Source organism: Pseudomonas sp. SWI44 (assembly GCF_002947915.1).
GTDB lineage: Bacteria > Pseudomonadota > Gammaproteobacteria > Pseudomonadales > Pseudomonadaceae > Aquipseudomonas > Aquipseudomonas taiwanensis.
Genome location: NZ_CP026674.1, coordinates 4866756 through 4886521, shown reverse-complemented (window position 1 = coordinate 4886521; position 19766 = coordinate 4866756). Strand labels below are relative to the sequence as shown.

The window sequence follows — 19766 nt, the reverse complement described above, 5'->3', positions numbered from 1 at the left end:
CGTTCTCGTCGCGACCATACTGATGCTGACCGCCTGTTCAACCCTCGGTCCCTCCACCATCGAGCGCGACAGAAGCGATTACGCGACCGTCATAGCCACGACCTGGAAAGAACAGACCCTGTTGAACATCGTCAAGTTGCGTTACGCCGATGCCCCCGTCTATTTGGAGGTGTCATCGGTGATCAGTTCCACGGCCATCCAAAGTCAGGTGAACCTCAGCGCCAGTTGGTTCAGCGGTTCGCCCGCTGAGGGTAACAACCAGACCTTGGGCGCTTCAGGCCTCTACACAGATCGCCCTACCATCAGCTACACACCGTTGTCCGGCGAACGCTTCTCCCGTTACCTGCTCACGCCCCTTTCGCCAGCGGCTATATTCTCGCTCGTCCAGGCGGGCTATCCGGTCGATCGTGTGCTGCACCTGACCACGCGTGCCGCAAACGGCTTGTACAACAGGTCAACCTCCCCGTCTCGGCTGCGTGCAGCAGACCCAGAGTTCTATGCGGTGCTGGATGCGCTTCGGCGGATTCAGCGTTCAGAAAAGCTGGGCATGCGAATCAGCCAACGTGCCGGGACTGACAGTGAACTGCTGCTGATCGCCGACACCCGGTCGGAAATCGTCGAAACCGATCGCCGACTGGTGCGCCAGTCGCTGCACCTTCGACCCGACGCGGAGATACTGAAACTCACCTTCGGCTCGGTGCAGAGGGACGATACCGAGGTGGCCTTGCTGACACGTTCGATGTCGGAGATCTTCTCGGAGATCGCCGCCACCATCGAAGCCCCGCCCATCCATGTGCAAGAGGGTCGGGCAAACCCCGAACCCGCCCTTCCCAAGGTTTCCAACGAATGGGACACGCCACTGGTGCGTATCCATTCAAGCGAGCGAAAGCCAGACAATGCCTATGCCGCCGTGCACTACCGCGATCACTGGTTCTGGATAGACGATCGCGACCTGAAGTCCAAGTCCGAGTTCCTCTTCATTCTCGTGCTCTTGTCCCTCGCCGAAACTGGCGTAGCCCCGGAAACACCGGTCATCACGATCCCCGCCAACTAGTCAGGCAGCGGATACAGGCTTTGCAGCAAACGATCCTGCGCGGACAGGGGACCTAGATGGCGAACGAACAGGGCCTCGCCTTGTGGGCCCGAAAGTGCCTGGCTCAAGGCGGTATCCACCAACAAACGAAAATCGTCGTCTCCTCTTGGCATCGACAACGCCACCCGGCTCATGACGAACAAGTGATCCGGAACCCACAGCTGGTCGCGCTCAGCTTGCCGGGCCTGATAGGCCAGCAGGACCACCCTGTCTCCCAGGAGCGCGTCGACCTTGCGGTCGACCACCCGCTGCACCCCTTCCGCGTACGTCGACACTTCCTGGAGCGTGGATTGCAAACCAAGCTGGCGGATCCGCTCATGGGCCCAGCGACTGCTCAAGGTGCCACGCAGGACGGCAAAGCTGTGCTTGCTCAACCCCGCGTTGATCGTCGCGCGCCAGCGCGGGCTGGTGTCCTGCGCGCCACCGCTGAGGGGGCCGAGCAAGGTATTCGGTGCATCACGCCTGACCAGAGCCGCAAGGCCGGAAGTAAAGACCGCGATGGAAAAGTCCAAGGTGCCCCTTCTGGATAGGGTTTCCACCATCGGTGTACAGAGCAGGTCGACCTGCCCGTCACCCACGGTGCGAACAGCCTGCGGCTCTGCCAGGGAGCGCCAGCGTACCTGCAAGCCCGCGAGCCCGGGCGACTTCCGAAGGCGTGCGACGACTGCCTGGCAAAGGTCGATGGAGTACCCCTCCGGTGCCTGTTCGCTGCCAGATGAGAAGGGAGCGAACCCCTCCACGAATCCGAGATTGAGCACCTGCCCTTGCCTTAACCTGCTCAATACGTCCGCAGCGGCGACAGTGCTGTCTGCTACCGCGCACAACAGCAAACTGGCAAGACACCAACCGGTCGCTTTCAATGAACGCTTCATGGCGCACCTCCGATCATGTCCAACGCCTTGACGAAACGCTTGGCAATGAAACCGAACAGCAGGTAGCCCAGCGCCATGATCAGAGCGGCACCGAATACGGCTTCCAGGCCCGAGGCGTACAGTGCGTAGAAGCAATAGCACACCGCGACCACCATGACCGCGCTGTTACGGCGAAAAATGGCTGCCTGAACCTGGGCCTTGTACATGATCACCAACAGCCCGGTCAGCGAGGTGATGTAGGGAATGATGTTGGTCACGGCAGCCAGGTTGACCAGTTTGCTGAACTGGGCGCTGGCATTGGGCGAGAGCGTCGACAGGGCAATGAGGCTCTGCAGCACGGCGCAGGTCAGCATGCCTATCAATGGCACACCACGTGCCGTGGTGCGCGTGAACAGCGTTGGGAAAAGCCCCTGCCCGGCAGTCACTCTGGCGGTTTCAGCCAAGGTGAATTGCCAGCCGAGCAACGAACCCACACAGGCGATTACCGCCAAGGCCATGATGACATTGCCGACAGCGTCATTGAACATCTGCGCATAGACCAGGGCGAAGGGCGCGCTGGCGTTTGCAAGTTCCGGGTTCGGCACGATGCCCTGGATGACACTGGTCGAAAGAATGTAGATCACCGCTGCGCCAAGGGTGCCGAGCAAGCACGCCAGAGGCACATTGCGCTTGGGGTTTTCCACCGCGTCGGAGTTCTGCGCAGCCGATTCCATGCCCAGGAACGCCCACAAGGTCAGCGGAATACTGTTGGTAATGGCCTGGGCGACCGGCATTTGACCCGGGTTCCAGGCATCCTGGAAGGTCGCGGGGCTGAACCAGTGCCACCCGATCAGGCTTAAACCGGCAACCGGGACGATGACGCCCCACACGCTGACAGCGCCAATACGACCGGTAACTTCGGCTCCCCCCAGGTTGGACAAGGTGGTAAACCAGATCAACGTCACCGCTCCAACCAATAGCGGCCCACCACCAGTTCCAAGCCAGGGAATGAAAGGCGTGAGGTAGCCAACGGCAGAAATGGCGATGGCTACATTGCCAATCATCAGCGACAGGAAGTAAAGGTAGGAGCACAGAAAGAAAGCAGACTTGCCATGGGCTTGTTCACTGTAGGCAGACATGCCGCCCGATTGCGTGCAGTAGATGCCGCATTGGGCGAAACAGTAGGCGATAGCCATCGAGCCGATGGCCGTAATCACCCAGGACAGCAGCGAGACGGCGCCGATCTGCGCCATGCTTGCCGGCAGCATGATGATGCCCGAACCCATCATATTCACAGTGACCAGCGTCGTCAGTCCGACCAGGCCCATTTTCTTTGCTTTATCACGCATGGCTGCCACCTCCGCGAAAGCCTGTCGAAGAACCGATCGCTCATGTGCCACGCCTTCACTTTCGAGCCCTGCGCCCCAACCGCCGGGCACCGGGTGCAGCGCTTATGCCATGCAATATCACGCTGAGCACGACGCAGGCGATGGTCGTGGCGATGATCGTGCTGCCCTCTTGCAGCGGCGCATCGAGTACCAGCACGGCGAAGACGATAGACGCTAGACCACGCGGTCCGAACCAGCCAATGAACAGACGGCTCTCGGCAGCCAGCTCGCTGCCGGCCAGGCTCACCCAGACAGGCACCATACGCACCAGCGACAGGCTCAGCAGTGCATAGAACCATACCGAGGGCGACAGGATTTGCGAGGCCTTGGGCGCTACGTAGGCACCGAACACCACCCAGGTCAGCAGCGAAAGTGCTTCACCGCAGGATTCGCCGGTCTTAAGCAGCGGCTGCGTTTCCCGATTGAACAGGTAACCGGTCAACACACCTGCACAGAACGCTGCGATAAAGCCGCTACCGCCCATTGCCTGGGCGCTGGCGAAGCTCAGCAACGCCAGGGCGGGCATCACCAGTTGTTGCCAAGAGTCCATTTGCAGGCAGCGGCGTTGGGAAAGACGCAGCAGCCCTCCCACCACCAGCGCCAGCACTGCCCCCGTCAGTACGCCAATGCCCAACTCCTCCAGCAAGAAGTATCCCGCCAGGGCAAAGGGCATCGTCGAGCGACTTTCCATCAGCAATGCCAGCAGCAAGAGCAGAACCGGCACGCAGATGCCGTCATTCAGTCCGCTTTCGACGTTCAGGCTTTCACGCACATTGGCCGGCACCAGGGGGTTACTCACCACTGCCTTGCCAAGGGCGGCATCGGTGGGCGCCAGGATCGTCGACAACAGGGCCATTTCCAGCCAGGGCATGCGTGGAAACATCAGCCACGCAGCAAGCCAACCGGCGACCAGGGTCAGCGGCAAGCCAATCGTCAGCAGACGCAGCGGCAGGCTACGGTGAAGGCGCAATTGAGCCAGATCAGCTTGGGCAGCATCGCTGAACAGTACGATCGCCAGGGTAAGCTCGGCCAGCAGCCGAAGATCATGACGATCCAGGGAAAGGTTCAGCACCCCAAGCCCAGCGGGGCCTGCCACCAGCCCCGCCAGCAAGAACAACAGGGGGCCATTGATAGGTTTGGATTCGAGCGCGCCGGCCAGGTTGGCGTACAGCACCAGCAAGGCAGCCAGGACAGCCAGATTCTGATACATGACAACCCACCGTGATCGCCACGACTGTATGAATACGCTACCACTGCGTTCGTGGCGCGACGATCCAAAAGGCGGCGCAAGTTATCCTAGGTCAACAGTTGAGGTAATAAACCTGCAAGACTCCTGTGCATCAGGTGGTACCTGCCCCAAGGCCCTCGCCAGCGACCGCGGGGATCATCGTGGAAATGACCTGTGCTTGGCTTTTATCAAGTCGAGCAGGTGGCAGCGGTATAGGTTGCCAATGACCCTTGGACGACCACGGAAAACAATCATGAACCGCCCCGCCCCCTCACGCGCTCGCCTGTATGACGAACAAGACCTCGACAGCGTGCTGCGTAGCATGGCGCAGCAGGCCCTGGCGTTCATGACTGCCCAACCCACGGTGCTGGTGGGGATTCAACGCCGAGGGGAGCCTTTGGCGCGCCGCCTGCAACTGCACTTGCACCGACTGACCGGGGCGGCGCCATTGCCACTCTACCCGATCAAGGTCAAGCGCTACGCCGACGACCTCAGCATCCTGCATGCCTATACGCAGCTTACCGAGAACCCTGAGTTGGCCAAACTGGATCTGGCCGATACCACCTTGCTGGTGGTCGATGACGTGCTGTACGAAGGGCACTCCCTGCTGCGTACCTGCGCCTACCTGGCTGAGCTTGGCGCGCGACGGGTATTCAGCGCGGTGCTCGTTGACCGTCACGTCTGTCACCAACCCGTGCATGCGCAGATCGTGGGTATACACCTGCAGGTCGCCGAGCAGGACATCGTCGAATGTCATGTGCCACCTTTCGAGGCGGATTTCAGCGTGGAAGTGGTTCGCCACGGCCGAGCTGGCGACACCGCCTGAATCAATCCGCGGACGCGGACCGGACCGTCAGAAGGCTGCACGGCGCATGGTTGAGGAGCCGTTCGGTGGTGTCGCCGATCAGCTTGGCCCAGCGCCTGGGCTGCACCACGCCGACCACCACCACGTCGATCTTCAGCGTGGCGACCAGAGACTGGATCACGCGCAGCGGCGCACCTTCGATGAAGTAGCGCTGCGCATGGACAATGCCATGGATATCGGCCAGCTCATCGAACGGTGCCTGGAGCGACTCGCGCACTTGCTCCGCCCAGGGCGCTGCAAGGTCGGGATTGGCCAGCATAGCCATGGGCAGGTCGTACGCCGACAGCAAGTGGACCTGGCCGTTGCATGCGCTACCCAGTTGTCGACCTGCCTCCACCAGCGCATGGTTCAGCGCTTGCTGCGCAAGGTCCGCCTTGGCCACATCCACGGCGACCAATATGCTCGCGGGCATGGCCGGGGCCTCGGCAGGCACCAGTTGCAAAGGCACCTGACACGTATGCAGCAACGCACGGTCAACCGAGTACTTGTCGATCAGGCCACGTACCGGACTGGCGGAAAGCCCCTTGATCACCAAGTCAGGCGCACAACGCTCGATGCATGCCGGTAGGAGGTCACCCGCCGTGGCGGTTTCCAGCGCTTCGAAGGTGATGTGCAACCCTGTGGGCGCCTGCTCATCGAGCAATGCCTTGAGCCCGGAAGCGAAATGCGCGAATGCGGCTGACGGTTGGGCAGCTTGCCGCTCTTGATCGGGCACGCCACGTTCGGCAGGCGTATGGATGCCCAGTACATGCAGCGAGGCACCTGACGCTTGAGCCAATCCCAGGGCCCGACGCAACGCTGCATCGACCTGGACCTGGGTCATGACCAGAAGCATCCGACGGTACAGGCTCATCAGCCACCTCCTGGCGCGAATGGGGGTGCCGCACCGCTGTCATTATCGAAGCTGGCGGTCAGCCAATCTTGATAAATATCAAGGCCATCAAGCCCCACTGCGTCACCCTTGGCCTGAACCGGTGGGCCTTCATCGAGGCTGCCATCGCCGTGGAGGCCATCATGAATGCTTACTCGCGACTGCTACTGATCTGCCATCCAGACCTGCACCCCTCGCCTGCCCTGACGCGTGCCCAGGCGCTGGCCAGCACGACTGGCGCCACCTTGCACCTGGTGGTGCTCAGCCAACTCCCCTCACGTCTGGCCACCCTGGACCAAGTGCTGCGCGCCAATGCTCGCAAGCAGGACGCCGAGCACCGCAAGGCTTGGCTGGCCGACCAGGTGAAGGCGCTGGGCGAACTGGGCATCAGCGCCTACGCCGAGACACTGGACGATGAAGACCCGCTCAAGGACTTGATCCGGCTGGCCCAGTTGCACCGGGTAGAGATGGTGATCAAGGACATCAAGCACGAAACCGCCTTGAGCCGTGCACTGCTCACGCCTTTGGACTGGCAACTGCTGCGCCGTTGCCCGATCCCGCTGCACTTGGTGGCCCAGGCGCAGACCAACTTGCCAGCGCGCATACTTGTCGCCGTCGATCTGGTCGAGCACGACCCTGTGATCGACAAGCTCAACGACCACATCCTGCAATCGGCACAGGCCCTGGCACAGCGATGCAAGGCGCAACTGCATCTGCTGCAGGCCTATGAACCCAGTGCAAGCTTCGTTGCCTATGCCGCCGCCCCCGTCGCCTGGACTGACAAACTGGTCGAGGAAATGTCCGGTCGTGCGCGCGAGCGCATGGCAGCGTTCGGCGGCCGCTACGGCATCAAGCCAGATCATCTGCACCTGGTGAGAGGCGCTGCCCGTAACGTGGTCAGCGAATACGCCAACCAGCATGGCTTCGATGTGGTGGTGATGGGCACGCTGTACCATGAGGGGGTGAGCAAGGTGGTCGGAAGTACCACCGAGCAAACCCTGTACAAGGTTCACTCCAGCATTCTGGCGATCCACGGTTGAACGATCGCTCGCCTGGTTTCACCTCCTCCCTGGAGTGAAACCAGGCCAGGCGACCTCAGTCTCGATGCCAATCGACACTCAAGTACACATCGCTGTCGCTATAGCGGTAGCTGCACGCGCCATCGTAGGCGGCCTCCAGTTCATGACCGATGCGGTTGGCCAGGTGCGTGCCAGTGGTGGTTGCCACCAGTTGGCCCTGCTGGTAGTCGATCGCGATCAAGCGCTCAAGAACATGCGTCTGCCTTTCCTGTTGCTCCACGTTGTGCATGAGTTTGCGAATCTCCTCTTCATGCGCTGCCAGAAAACGGCCCGACACCCGCACTTGTCCGGCAGCGGCACGGTCTTCGATGCGCCGGCATGCCGGGCAGACGATCGACTCAACCGGCCCAGGCCCCGTCGCCCCATGGGCGTGCCACTCGCCTCCATGGTAGGCAGCGCCACATTGCGGACAACGCGCACTGCCAGCAGGACGATGCGCCGTGGCATAGGGGTCGAACGGATGCGGCTTGAACAGTTTGTCCTTGTGGCTTTTCTGGTATTTGTCCATTGGCGTACTCTCCGTGCAGGGTGTAGGGGGCGCAGGCCATTGCATGCTCTGACATGCCCAGTGTCCGCCCGCTGGCTATGCTCGACTTGATAATCGTCAAACCGCGCAGTGGCATGCCGCTTATGTTGCTGTGAACGACCTCTGGAGCGCAGGGCATGAATGACACACCACCGTTACTGTTCGCCTTGCAACGCAGCCAGGCCTATGGTCATGCCGTGGCGCAACGATTGGGCTGGAAGCTGTCTGCGCATGAAGAGCGCGACTACGAGGATGGAGAACACAAATGCTGGCCTGCCGAGTCGGTCGACGGTCGATCGGTCATCGTCTTCCATTCGCTCTTTGGTGACGCGCACCACAGCGCGCACGACAAGCTGTGCCGCTTGCTGTTCTTCTGTGGTGCGCTCAAGGACGCCGGTGCCCGCCAGGTGACAGCCGTCACGCCTTACCTGTGTTATGGCCGCAAGGACCGCAAGGTGGAGTTTCAGGACGCGACCATTACCCGCCATGTAGCCCGGCTGATGGAAAGCTGCGGCATCGACCGCGTGGTCGCGCTGGACGTACACAACCCCAGCGCCTTCGACAACGCCTACCGAATCCCGAGCTGGAACCTGCAATGCACCCAGCTATTCGCCCAACACCTGGCCCCGCTGCTCGGAGAAGAGGCTGTCACGGTCGTCTCGCCGGATATCGGTGGTATCAAACGCGCCGAGCAGTTTCGCCAGGTCCTGGCGGACCTGCTGGCGCGCCCGGTTTCGGTGGCCATGATGGAAAAGCATCGCCAGCCGACGGGCCTGAGCGGCGAACATCTGGTTGGCAATGTGGCAGGCAGCACCGTCATCGTGTTCGACGACCTGATCAGCACGGGGCAGACGCTGCTCCGCGCTGCCCACGCCTGCCGGCAGGCCGGCGCCACCCGCATACTGGCCGCAGCCACCCATGGCCTGTTCACCACAGGTGGCGAGCTGTTCGACAGCTGTGCGTTCGAACGAGTACTGGTGACCGACAGCATCTCGCCCTTTCGCCTACCCGTGCGATGTCTGGAACAGCTGGATATCGTCGATACCAGCGCCCTGGTTGCCGAGTTGCTTGCCTGCCGCCGGGGCTTGGACGCATGACTCCGGCGCCGGGCCTTACACCGCCAGGATATTGCAGGGAATCTGGTACAACACATGCTCCGTGGTGCTGCCGAACAGTCGGTCCAGTCCCCGGGCGAGCGGCCTGCCCATGACGATCACGTCCACCGGATGGGTTTCGACGTATTCGCTCAGCACCGTGACCGGGCGGCCCAGTATGAAGTGCCTGCGCTCGGCCGGAGCGCCATAGCGGTCAGCCACCGCCTTGAAATCCTCCTCCAGTGCCTGGCGCAGGGACTCGCCGACGTCGCCAATGGCCCAGGCGCCATATCCCATGTCGCCCATGTAGGCCATGGTCAGGTCGCACGCGAACAGCAGGTCCAGTTGCGCGCCGGTCTGCAACGCGAGCGCATTGGCCTGCTGGACGATGCTGTCATTGCGCGCCTGGCCCTCGGGCGATGGATCGGCCACGTCTACCGCCGCGACGATCTGGCGAGGCAAGGCCGGTCTGGCTGCGCCCAATAGGTAGACCGGGATCGGGCAATGCCGCAGCAACTGCCAGTCCAATGGGGTAAAGAAGGCCCGCTTGAGCACCGGTTCGCGCTCGACCTGCTTGAGCAGTACATCCGGCTGCATCTCCAGGGCATGTTCGAGAATATCCGCCTGCAGATCGCTGCTCCAGGCGACTTCCGTCGTCACTTGCACACCCGATGCCCGCAGCACCTGGGCCTGCGCTTCGAGCTGCGCCTGCTGGGATTGCAGGTAAGCCTGCCGCTCGCTCTGATGGTCACCTGTCTCCAGGAACCTGAGCTTGTCCAGCGATTCCAGCAAACCCACGATGTGCAGGCTGGCCGAACTTGACCTGGCCAGGGCGGCCGCCTGTTCCAAGGCACAGGACTGGCGCAATGCAGGGCGCAGGATCAGCAACAGGCGTTGATAGTGGCTCATGGTAGCCTCCGACGATCGGTTCGCCTGATCACTCAGGCAATGGGGGTTGCATCAAAGGTGCTGTCTTTTCCGGGATATCGGTCATGGTTGCCTCGGTCAGCAGCAGGATGCTGGCGACTGAGACTGCGTTCTCGAGGGCGATGCGTACCACTTTGGTGGGGTCGATGATGCCGGCCTCGTACAGGTCGACGTAAGTGTTGGCCGCCGCGTCGAACCCGATGCTGCCCGTTTCGGCGAGCATGCGTGCCACCACCACGCCCGCGTCCACCGCGGAATTTTCGGCAATCATCCGCGCTGGGGCCTCCAGCGCACGGCGCAGTATCTGCAAGCCGGTGCGTATATCACCTTCGCTGCCCGCCTCTTCAGCGAGCAACGCAGGCACCGCCTTGAGCAAAGCCAGGCCACCGCCAGGCACCATGCCTTCGGCGATGGCCGCGCGGGTGGCGGCCAGGGCATCATCCAACGCGTCCTTGCGCGCTTTCATCTCCGCTTCGGACGGTGCCCCGACGCGGATCACTGCCACACCACCCGCAAGCCTGGCCAGGCGTTCATGCAGTTTTTCCCGGTCGTAATCGCTGGTGCTGGCCTCGATCTGGGCGCGGATCTGCGCAACGCGGGTAGCCACCGCTTGCTGGGTGCCCTTGCCACCGATCAACGCCGTACTGTCTTTCAACACCACCGCACGGTGCACCTGGCCGAGCTGGGACAACTGCAACTGATCGAGATTGATGCCAAGCTCCGCCGACACCAGGGTCGCCCCCGTGAGCACCGCGATGTCCTGGAGCATTTCCTTGCGCCGGTCGCCATACCCAGGAGCCTTCACGGCCACCGCTCGCAGCACGCCGCGGATCTGGTTGATCACCAGCGTGGTCAAGGCCTCGCCGTCGATGTCTTCGGCGATCACCACCAGCGGCTGACCGCTTTTCGCCACTTGTTCCAGCAGGGGCAGCAGATCGTTGAGTGCGCCGATCTTGTGATCGCACAGCAAGACACAAGCATCGGTCAGCTCGACCTGCATCTTCTCGGTGTCGGTGACGAAGTAAGGCGACACATAGCCCCGGTCGAAGCGCATGCCATCCATGATTTCGACCACGGTTTCGGTGGTCTTGGATTCCTCCACGCTGACCACGCCTTCCACGCCGACCTTCTCCAGGGCATCCGCGACCAACTGGCCAATCAACGGGTCGTTGTGCGCCGATAACGTCGCCACCTGGGCTTTTTCCTTGGCAGTGCTGACCTGGCGTGACTGCGCCAGCAGCGATGTCATGACCAACGCCAGCCCTCTGTCCAGGCCTCGCTTGAGGTCGATGGCGCTGGCCCCGGCCACCACGTTGCGCACGCCGTCGGCCAGGATCGCGTGGGCGAGCACTGTCGCGGTACTGGTGCCATCCCCCACCGCTTCACCGGTGCGTTCGGCCGCCTGGCGCAGCATCTGGGCGCCAAGATTTTCCTCCGGGTCCTGCAGATCGACCCGTTTGGCGATGGTGACTCCATCGTTGCAGACGGTCGGCTTACCCCAACTGCTCTGCATCAGCACCGATTTCGATTTGGGCCCTAGCGTAACGCGCACGGCATCGGCGAGCTGGGTGGCGCCACTGAGAATTTTCTCCCGCGCTGCAGAGCGGAACAGCATTTTGCTGTGGGGCATGGTATTGCCTCCCGTGTAGGCCAGGGCATGAAACAGCTGCTGCCAGCATCCCGCTCCACCACATTGGGTGCTTGATTTTTATCAACCCTACAAGGCGCTGAACGCTGCGCTCAGCGTTGATCCAGGTACCGGTAAAGGGCCTCTTCCTGGTCGAAGTGCAACTTTGCCAAGGTGTCCAGGCGTATCAGCTGGTGCTGGATGTCATCTGCGCTCGGGCTCGCTGCCGCCTGACTGAAATCGTGGTTCATGCAGGACAGAAGATGGATGAGGCGGAAAATTTCCCGGTGGGTATGGCTCATCGCCGACAACGGGTCTTCGCCGGGCATGAAGCGGCTCAGCAGCGGGTACAGACGACGCTCGTCATCGCGCTCGTGGCGCTCCAGAAGGTCATGCAGCCCGGTGACCAGCCTGCCGAGGTCAGCCCGCGCCTGCTCGATGGGACGCTTGGCGAAGTCGCAGGCCATCTGGCTCAGTTCCGTCAGCAACCCGTCGAGTTGCCGATGCTCGTCCTGCAACCGATCCAGGTCCTCGACGGCAAGCCCGCTGCGTTGCCTGGCCGTCAAGGGGCCTAGCGCACGCAAGGCGTTGACGATGATCAACAGGTCGATACCTTCCTGCAACACCGCCCCCAGCAATGCCGGCAGGTAGCCGGCGGCTGCAACCACCATCGCCAGCAACGACAGGCTCATCCCCAGCCATACTCCCTGCCGGGCGATGTACACGGCATGCCGGGCGATATCCAGGGCCTCGACCAAGCGATCGAGCCGATCGACCAGCAACACCACACCGGCCGCCTGGGCGGAGGCCGTCACGCCAGAAGCCCCCATGGCAACCCCGACATCGGCCGCCGCCAATGCCGGTGCGTCGTTGATGCCGTCGCCGACCATCAGCGAGGGGGCCGTACGGCAGCCCTCCTGCACCAGGCGAATTTTGTCTTCTGGCGAGAGCCCTGAGCGAAGCTCGTCGATACCCGCCGCCAGCGCGACCATTTCCGCGGTTTCCGGGCGGTCACCGGTGAGCATGACCACCTTGTCGATCCCTCGCGCCCGCAGGCGTCGCAGTGTCTGGGGGGTTTCCCGGCGCAGGTCATCGGCCAGCCGCAGTACCGCTTTCAACTCACCGTCAACCGCCACGAAACTGCCGCTGTTGGCCAGGTAGTCCAGTTGCTGCAAACGCTCCTGTGCCCAGTGCCCATCGTCCTTCTCCTGCTGCACATAGGCCAGGGCACCCAAGCGTACAGCCTTGCCGTGCACAACCCCGGCGAGCCCCTGGCCGGGGCTTTCCTCCACCTGCTGGGCGGCGGTCAGCGTCACGTTGCGCAATCGGGCAGCATGAACAATGGCCTGGGCAATCGGATGGGTCGATGACTGGGCCAACGAAGCGGCCAGCTGCAGCATCTGCAAGGGCGCGCCCTGCCCCCTCACCTCGATCGACTGCAACTGGGCATGGCCACTGGTCAAGGTCCCGGTCTTGTCGAGGAACACCTGGCGCACGCCGGCGAGGGCTTCGAGCACCTCGCCGTCACGCACCAGTATGTTGCGCCGTGCAGCCCTCGAAATGCCTGAAATGATGGCAATCGGCACAGCCAGTATCAGCGGGCAAGGCGTGGCGACCACCAGCACGGCGAGCACCCGCTGCACATCGCCACTGGCCCACCACGCCAGCGCAGCCATCAGCAATGTCAACGGGATCAGCGCCAGTGCGTAGCGGTCGGCCAGGCGCACGAACGGTGCCCGTGACTGACGTGCCGCTTCGGCCAGTCGCACGATGCCCGCGTAAGTGCTTTGCGCTGCGGTACGGGTGGCCAGCAAGAGCAGCGGCGCGCCTGTGTTGGTCACGCCGCTGGCCACCGGCTCACCGGCATGGCGGGTGACGGGCAACGATTCGCCGGTCAGCGCAGCTTCGTCCAGAGTCGCCTGCTCAGACTGCAAGTACCCGTCCACTGGCACGATTTCGCCCAGGCGCACCAGGACGCGGTGGCCAGCGCGGACTGCGTCGACCGGCACCTCACGCAAGCCCTCCTGCTCCTGAATCCAGGCCCGCTGTGGCGCCCGGTCGATCAGTGCGCGCAATTCGCGCTCGGCGTGACGCAGGCTGAGCGTCTCCAAGGCACGCCCCGTGGCCAGCATCAGCGCAACCACGGCGCCCACCAGCATTTGCTCCAGGGCCAGGGCCGCGCCAATCGACATCAGCGCGATCAGGTCGATGCCCGCCTCACGCCTGGCCAGGCGCTGGACCATTTCCACCGCCAGCACCACTGCCATGAGCGCGCTGCCGCCGGCCCAGATCAACGCCGCCCAAACCGGCTGTTGCGCGGCATAGACCAGCCCGCCCAACAGCAGGGACAGGACGCAGACCAGCAACAGGCTTGGGTCCAGCCATCGACGTGACATGGCCGTTACTTGCGTTTGGCCTGCTGGAGCAACTGCTGGACCTGTTCCTGGGCCTGTGTCGCTCTGCGCAACGCCTCGTTGGCGGTCTGCTCGACCATATCGATGCGGTAGCACACCTGGTCGGCCCGCAAGCGCGCGGTCGCCGCGTTGTTCTCGGCCGACTCCAGCCGTGCGTCGTATTGCTCAGCGTGCCATGGCGTGCATCCCCAAACCAATACCAGCAGCAGGCTGGACAAGCCGGCAAGCAGATAGCGTTGCATGGTGGTGCCCTCGCGCATGCTCAAGACACCCCTAGTATCGGCACCGGCACTCACCGCAGCCTGACATTTATCAATCTCGCCAGGCGTACGGTAGCGCGCCGGTTTTGACCTTTGTCAATCGCGTGGTACCGCTGGAGGGTAGAAACATGGGCTGAGGGCATCTCGGCCCACCTTTCCAATGGATAGCGGAGACCATCATGAACGACCTTGATTTGCGCGACCTGGTGCTTGAAGAGTTGGCGTTTCAACCTGACATCAATGCCGCCAGCATCGGTGTGACGGTGCAGGATGGCGTGGTCACACTGTCCGGCCACGTCAGCAGTTATGCCCAGAAGATCAGTGCCGAGCGCACCGTCAAAGCCATGAAAGGCGTGCGTGGGCTGGCCGAGGAAATCGAAGTCCGACTGAACAAGCTCGAAGGTACTGCCGACGATACCATTGCCAGCCGCGCCCTGAAGATCATCGCCTGGAGCTCGGATGCCAATGTCGAGGGCATCAAGGTCACCGTTCACAAAGGCACGGTGACCTTGGAAGGCGAACTGGACTGGCAATACCAGAAGGAAGTGATCGAGCAAGCGGTTTGGCGTCTGTCGGGCGTGGTCGGCGTGCACAATCGCATCACCTTGAAGGCGCGGGCCAATGCCAGCGATATCCGCCATCGCATCGAACAGGCCCTCAAGCGCAGCGCAGAGATCCAGGCCGAGGGCATCCGCATTACCGTCAACGGCGGTGTGGTCCGGCTGGAAGGCAAGGTGCACTTGCTTCGTGAACGGGAAGTGGTCGAGCGCGCTGCCTGGGCAGTGCCTGGCGTAAGCAAGGTTGAAGACTACCTGTTGATCGCCTAGCCCGGCGGCCCACCAGGAGAGACGGTCATGAACAAAGATCAGCCCTGGACGCTGTACCTGCTGGCAATCGGCCTGGCCGTGCTCGCCGCCATCCAGTTCGGCCTGTTCAACCGAGCGGCCGTTCAGACCATCTCCTATAGCCAGTTCCTGCAATTGCTCGAACAGCAAAAGGTCAGTGAGCTGCGGATCGAACATGACCGCATCCTGGGCACATTGCAGGAACCGATCGCCGGGCGTTCGGTGTTCTCCACGGTGCGGGTCGACCCGCAGTTGAGCGAGCAATTGGGCCGTACGGGCGTTACCTTCACTGGGGTAGCCGAGGACAGCAACCTGGCGAGCCTGGTGGGTTGGCTGATGCCGCTGATGATGATGCTGGCGCTGTGGTTCTTCCTGTTTCGTGGCGTGACCGACAAACAGGGGTTGGGCGGGTTGATGAGCGTGGGCAAGTCACGTGCGCGCGTCTATGTCGAGCGCGATACCAAGGTCACCTTCGCCGATGTGGCGGGCATAGACGACGTCAAGGGCGAGCTCACCGAAGTGGTGTCCTTTCTCAAGAACCAGGCGTTCTATGCCCGCCTGGGGGCGCATGTGCCCAAGGGCACGTTGCTGGTCGGCCCCCCTGGCACCGGCAAGACCCTGGTCGCCAAGGCCATCGCCGGAGAGGCGGCGGTACCGTTTTTCTCGATCTCCGGGTCGGAGTTCGTCGAGATGTTCGTCGGCGTGGGCGCGGCGCGGGTGCGCGACCTGTTCGACCAGGCCCGGCGCGCAGCGCCCTGCATCATCTTCATCGACGAACTGGACGCCCTGGGCAAGATGCGTGGTATCGGCAGCCTGGGCGGCAACGACGAGAAGGAACAGACCCTCAATCAACTGCTGGCTGAGCTCGATGGCTTCGATCCACGCGAAGGTGTCGTGCTGCTGGCAGCGACCAATCGCCCTGAGATACTGGACCCGGCGCTGCTGCGCGCCGGACGCTTCGACCGGCAGATCCTGATCGACCGCCCCGACCGCAAGGGCCGCCTGGCGATCCTTAAGGTGCACCTGCACAAGATCGTCTACAAGAACGACCTGGACTTGGAACGCATTGCCGAGATCACCCCTGGCCTGACCGGCGCCGACCTGGCCAACCTGGTGAACGAAGCCGCCATCGTCGCCACCCGGCGCGCCAGCCAATGGGTTGAGCTGCAGGACTTCACCGCTGCCGTCGAACGCCTGGTGGCAGGCGTGGAGCGCAAGGGCAACGTGCTGCGCGACGATGAACGCCAGGTTGTGGCGTACCATGAAATGGGCCACGCACTCGCGGCAAGCAGCCTGCCGGCGATGGACCCGGTGCACAAAGTGTCGATCATCCCCAGAGCCGCTGGCTCGCTGGGGTTCACGCTGCAACGGCCGACCGATGACCGCTACCTGATCAGCGCGCAGATGCTGCGCGACCGGATCGTCGTACTGATGGCCGGGCGGGCCGCCGAAAGCCTGGTATTCGGCCAGGTGTCCACCGGAGCCGCTGACGACTTGGGACGCGCCACCGACATCGCCCGCCAGCTGATCACCCGCTTCGGCATGAGCACGGAGCTGGGCCAGGCAGTGCTGGAGCGGCAGCAGGCCAGCTACCTGGGCGAATCGTTGTTGCGCCAGGAGCGCAAGGACTACTCGGAGCAGACCGCAAGGGAAATCGACCTGGGTATTCGCGGCTTGCTGGAGGAAGCCTACGCCCGTGCCCGGACGTTGCTCGAACAGCGACGTTCCGACCTGGACGCTGGGGCACGCCTGTTATTGGCCAAGGAAACCATCACCCCGGAAGAATTCCCCGCGCTGCTGCCCCTGGCCAAGGAGCCTGCCACCTATAATCTGGTCGATGCGGCCAAATGACAGACCGATCCAATCCGAGTACCGACCATGCTCACCGTCACATTGATCAACATGCTGGTGGTGATCCTGGTGGTGATCATCCACTACGAATGCCTGCTTCGCCTGAACGACTGGCTACCGCGGCTGAAGCTGTGGAGCCGGTTCCGGATCGTCGCTGGCGTGTTTGGCGCGCTGCTGGCCCATGCCTTGGAGGTCTGGTGTTTCGCCCTGGTGTATTACCTGATGGCCCACGCCGAGGGCTGGGGCACGCTCAGTGGCAACTTCGACGGCAGCTTGCTCGATTGCGTGTACTTTTCCTTTACCACCTACACCACGATAGGCTTTGGCGACATCGCCCCTACCGGTCATCTCAAGTACCTCACCGGCCTGCAAGCGTTGACAGGCCTGGTGCTGATCACCTGGACCGCGTCGTTCCTGTTCCTCGAAATGCAGAAATACTGGAAAGCCAAATAGCGCCGGTTCAGGCGTCTGGGTGCGGTGTCCAGTGCCATTGCGCAACCTCAGGCATGTCTTCGCCATGCTCGATCAGGTACAGCTTGTGCTTTTCCATGGTCGACCAGTAGCGGGTTCGCGCCCGCTCCACCTGCGCTTGCAGGCGAGGCACGCGTTCGAACACATCCAGCACCAGCTGGTAGCGGTCGAGGTTGTTGATGACCGTCATGTCGAACGGCGTGGTGGTCGCCCCTTCCTCACGAAAGCCATGCACATGGAAACGCTGCGGGTTGGCACGCTTGTAGATGAGGCGGTGAACCAGGGCCGGGTAACCATGGAAGGCGAAGATCACCGGCTGCTCTTCGGTGAACAGCGCATTGAAGTCACTGTCGGGCAAGCCGTGCGGATGCTGTAGCGGTGATTGCAGTGCCATCAGGTCGACCACGTTCACCACCCTGACCCGCAGGTCGGCGACGTCGTCACGAAGCAGGGTTACCGCCGCCAGCACTTCCAGCGTCGGCACATCGCCTGCGCAGGCGAGGACCACCTCCGGCAGGTCATCGTCATGGCTGGCCCATGCCCAACGCCCGATGCCAGCCTGGCAGTGCAGGTTCGCCGCCTGCCCATCCAGCCACTGCCACTCCAGTTGCTTGCCGGCAACGATCACATTGATGTAGCCACGGCTGCGCAGGCAATGGTCAGCCACGGACAGCAGGCAGTTGGCGTCCGGGGGCAGGTAGATACGCGCAAGATCGGCCTTCTTGTTCGCCAGAAGGTCCAGCAGACCTGGGTCCTGGTGCGAAAAGCCGTTGTGGTCCTGACGCCAGACATGCGAGGTCAGCAGGATGTTCAACGAAGCGATCGGCTTGCGCCACGGCACTTCGGCGGCTGTCTTGAGCCATTTTGCATGCTGGTTGATCATCGAATCGACGATGTGGATGAACGCTTCATAACACGAAAACAAGCCGTGGCGGCCGGTCAGCAGGTAACCCTCCAGCCAACCTTCGCATATCTGCTCGCTGAGAATCTCCATCACCCTGCCATCTGGACCGAGGTGGTCATCCTCGGCACCGTGGGGGTCCAGCCAGACCTTGCAGGTCGCCTCGAATACCGCATCCAGCCGGTTGGAAGCCGTCTCGTCAGGGCCGAACAGGCGGAAATCGCGGGACACCAGGCTGTTCTTGATCACGTCGCGCAAGTAGCTGCCCAGAACCCGGGTCGCCTCTGCGCGTACGCGTCCAGGCCCGTCCATCTTCACGCTGTAGTCGCTGAAGCGCGGAAGGTCCAGCGCTCGCAACAGCAGCCCGCCATTAGCATGTGGGTTCGCGCTCATGCGCCGCCGCCCGGTCGGGACCAGCGCGGCCAGTTCCGGCAACAACGCGCCCTGGGCATCGAACAATTCATGCGGCCGGTAGCTTTCCAGCCATTGCTGCAACTGCTGCAAGTGCAGTGGCTTGCGAAGGTCTCCCAGGGGCAGTTGATGGGAGCGCCAGGTTCCCTCTACCCGCTGCCCATCGACGAACGTCGGCCCCGTCCAGCCTTTTGGGGTGCGCAAGACCAGCACCGGCCACAATGGCCGGTCGATGGCTTGGCCCGCCTCGGTGTGCCGGGCAAGCCGCTGGATCTGGCAGATTTTCTCGTAGATCACATCCAGCGTCCTGGCCAACGCCCGATGCACCTCCATCGGTTCGTCGCCCTCGACGAAATAAGGATCATAACCGTAGCCATACATGAGGCTGGTCAACTCGTCCTCGCTGATCCGCGACAGCACCGTCGGGTTGGCGATCTTGTAGCCATTGAGGTGCAGGATCGGCAGTACCGCACCGTCGCGCGCGGGATTGAGGAATTTGTTGCAATGCCAGCTCGCCGCCAGCGCTCCGGTTTCCGCCTCGCCGTCGCCGATGACGCAGGCCACGATCAGCTGCGGATTGTCCAGGGCTGCGCCATAGGCATGGACCAAGGCATAGCCCAGCTCGCCACCTTCGTGCAGAGAACCCGGAACATGCGGGCCGACATGGCTGCCAATGCCGTACGGCCAGGAAAACTGACGAAACAACCGCGCCATTCCCTGCGCGTTACGTTCTATCGCAGGGTTCAGCTCGGTGTAGGTGCCATCCAGGTACGCCTGGGCAACCATGGCCGGGCCGCCATGGCCAGGGCCGGCGACGAACAACATGTTCAGGTCGTAATGGCGGATCAGCCGGTTCAGATGGGTGTAGATCAGGTTGAGCCCTGGCGACGTGCCCCAGTGCCCCAGCAACCGAGGCTTGATGTCGGTCAGCTTCAGCGGCGTGGCCAGCAAGGGATTGCCCTGCAGGTAGATCTGGCCAACGGTAAGGTAGTTCGCGGCCCGCCAGTAGGCATCCAGCCATTCCAGTTCCTCGGTGCCTGGAAAATCGTTCATGATCGCCCCCT

General features: G+C 62.7%; 17 protein-coding genes. 7 read left to right on the top strand and 10 right to left on the bottom strand.

From position 1 onward, the window contains the following. Positions 1–22: 22 nt before the first annotated feature. A complete protein-coding gene (locus C4Q26_RS23090) occupies positions 23–1054 on the top strand; it encodes a hypothetical protein (RefSeq protein WP_023380961.1) in 1032 nt (343 codons plus the stop codon). Here C4Q26_RS23090 and C4Q26_RS23085 read toward each other — a convergent pair. Genes C4Q26_RS23085 through C4Q26_RS23075 form a run of 3 tightly spaced genes read right to left on the bottom strand, consistent with a single transcriptional unit; the run spans position 1051 to position 4542 of the window. After that, entirely contained in the window at positions 1051–1965 is a 915-nt protein-coding gene (locus C4Q26_RS23085; protein ID WP_104883596.1) for a transporter substrate-binding domain-containing protein, read from the bottom strand. The genes C4Q26_RS23090 and C4Q26_RS23085 overlap by 4 nt on opposite strands. Continuing rightward, positions 1962–3293 carry a putrescine-ornithine antiporter gene (potE, locus tag C4Q26_RS23080; protein WP_023380964.1) on the bottom strand — a complete coding sequence of 444 codons (1332 nt, stop codon included), beginning with the start codon at positions 3291–3293 and terminating at the stop codon, positions 1962–1964. The genes C4Q26_RS23085 and potE overlap by 4 nt, the downstream gene beginning before the upstream one ends. A 55-nt stretch (positions 3294–3348) precedes the next feature. Continuing rightward, entirely contained in the window at positions 3349–4542 is a 1194-nt protein-coding gene (locus C4Q26_RS23075) for a sodium:proton antiporter (protein ID WP_027906732.1), read from the bottom strand. 271 nt (positions 4543–4813) lie between these two features. On the opposite strand from C4Q26_RS23075, the gene C4Q26_RS23070 reads away from it, so the two are divergent. Next, positions 4814–5386, top strand: coding sequence for a phosphoribosyltransferase family protein (locus tag C4Q26_RS23070; RefSeq protein WP_023380966.1), 573 nt, complete (start codon positions 4814–4816; stop codon positions 5384–5386). A 1-nt stretch (position 5387) separates the two neighbouring features. Here the strand turns inward: C4Q26_RS23070 and C4Q26_RS23065 are convergent, their stop codons facing one another. After that, a complete protein-coding gene (locus C4Q26_RS23065) occupies positions 5388–6278 on the bottom strand; it encodes a universal stress protein (protein WP_104883595.1) in 891 nt (296 codons plus the stop codon). A 68-nt stretch (positions 6279–6346) separates the two neighbouring features. On the opposite strand from C4Q26_RS23065, the gene C4Q26_RS23060 reads away from it, so the two are divergent. Continuing rightward, a complete protein-coding gene (locus C4Q26_RS23060; protein ID WP_041925688.1) occupies positions 6347–7336 on the top strand; it encodes a universal stress protein in 990 nt (329 codons plus the stop codon). A gap of 55 nt (positions 7337–7391) precedes the next feature. Here C4Q26_RS23060 and C4Q26_RS23055 read toward each other — a convergent pair whose 3' ends face one another. Beyond that, entirely contained in the window at positions 7392–7883 is a 492-nt protein-coding gene (locus C4Q26_RS23055) for a BCAM0308 family protein (RefSeq protein WP_023380971.1), read from the bottom strand. 155 nt (positions 7884–8038) lie between these two features. Between C4Q26_RS23055 and C4Q26_RS23050 the strand changes: the two genes are divergently transcribed. Further along, positions 8039–8998: a ribose-phosphate pyrophosphokinase gene (locus C4Q26_RS23050; protein WP_027906735.1), complete on the top strand. Its 960-nt coding sequence runs from the start codon at positions 8039–8041 to the stop codon at positions 8996–8998. Between the two features lie 15 nt (positions 8999–9013). Here the strand turns inward: C4Q26_RS23050 and C4Q26_RS23045 are convergent, their stop codons facing one another. The 4 genes from C4Q26_RS23045 to C4Q26_RS23030 all read right to left on the bottom strand — a co-directional run bounded on the left by C4Q26_RS23045 (position 9014) and on the right by C4Q26_RS23030 (position 14205). Next, positions 9014–9904, bottom strand: coding sequence for a universal stress protein (locus C4Q26_RS23045; RefSeq protein ID WP_104883594.1), 891 nt, complete (start codon positions 9902–9904; stop codon positions 9014–9016). Positions 9905–9932: 28 nt separating this feature from the next. Beyond that, positions 9933–11552: a chaperonin GroEL gene (groL, locus tag C4Q26_RS23040; protein ID WP_104883593.1), complete on the bottom strand. Its 1620-nt coding sequence runs from the start codon at positions 11550–11552 to the stop codon at positions 9933–9935. Between the two features lie 110 nt (positions 11553–11662). Continuing rightward, complete coding sequence (locus tag C4Q26_RS23035) at positions 11663–13945, bottom strand: heavy metal translocating P-type ATPase (protein ID WP_104883592.1); 2283 nt, start codon at positions 13943–13945, stop codon at positions 11663–11665. 5 nt (positions 13946–13950) lie between these two features. Continuing rightward, positions 13951–14205: an Lpp/OprI family alanine-zipper lipoprotein gene (locus C4Q26_RS23030; RefSeq protein ID WP_041925689.1), complete on the bottom strand. Its 255-nt coding sequence runs from the start codon at positions 14203–14205 to the stop codon at positions 13951–13953. 197 nt (positions 14206–14402) lie between these two features. On the opposite strand from C4Q26_RS23030, the gene C4Q26_RS23025 reads away from it, so the two are divergent. From C4Q26_RS23025 to C4Q26_RS23015, 3 genes are read left to right on the top strand one after another with little or no spacing between them, the layout of a single operon-like run. Next, positions 14403–15050 carry a BON domain-containing protein gene (locus tag C4Q26_RS23025; RefSeq protein WP_023380977.1) on the top strand — a complete coding sequence of 216 codons (648 nt, stop codon included), beginning with the start codon at positions 14403–14405 and terminating at the stop codon, positions 15048–15050. 27 nt (positions 15051–15077) lie between these two features. After that, positions 15078–16919 (top strand): ATP-dependent zinc metalloprotease FtsH, encoded by a 1842-nt coding sequence (gene ftsH, locus C4Q26_RS23020; RefSeq protein ID WP_023380978.1) that lies wholly within the window; start codon positions 15078–15080, stop codon positions 16917–16919. 27 nt (positions 16920–16946) lie between these two features. Further along, the gene (locus C4Q26_RS23015; protein ID WP_023380979.1) at positions 16947–17372 is read left to right on the top strand and encodes a potassium channel family protein; all 426 of its coding nucleotides are present in this window, start codon (positions 16947–16949) and stop codon (positions 17370–17372) included. Positions 17373–17379: 7 nt separating this feature from the next. On the opposite strand, the gene C4Q26_RS23010 is transcribed toward C4Q26_RS23015, so the two are convergent. Continuing rightward, positions 17380–19755 carry a phosphoketolase gene (locus tag C4Q26_RS23010; RefSeq protein ID WP_104883591.1) on the bottom strand — a complete coding sequence of 792 codons (2376 nt, stop codon included), beginning with the start codon at positions 19753–19755 and terminating at the stop codon, positions 17380–17382. Positions 19756–19766 lie beyond the last annotated feature (11 nt).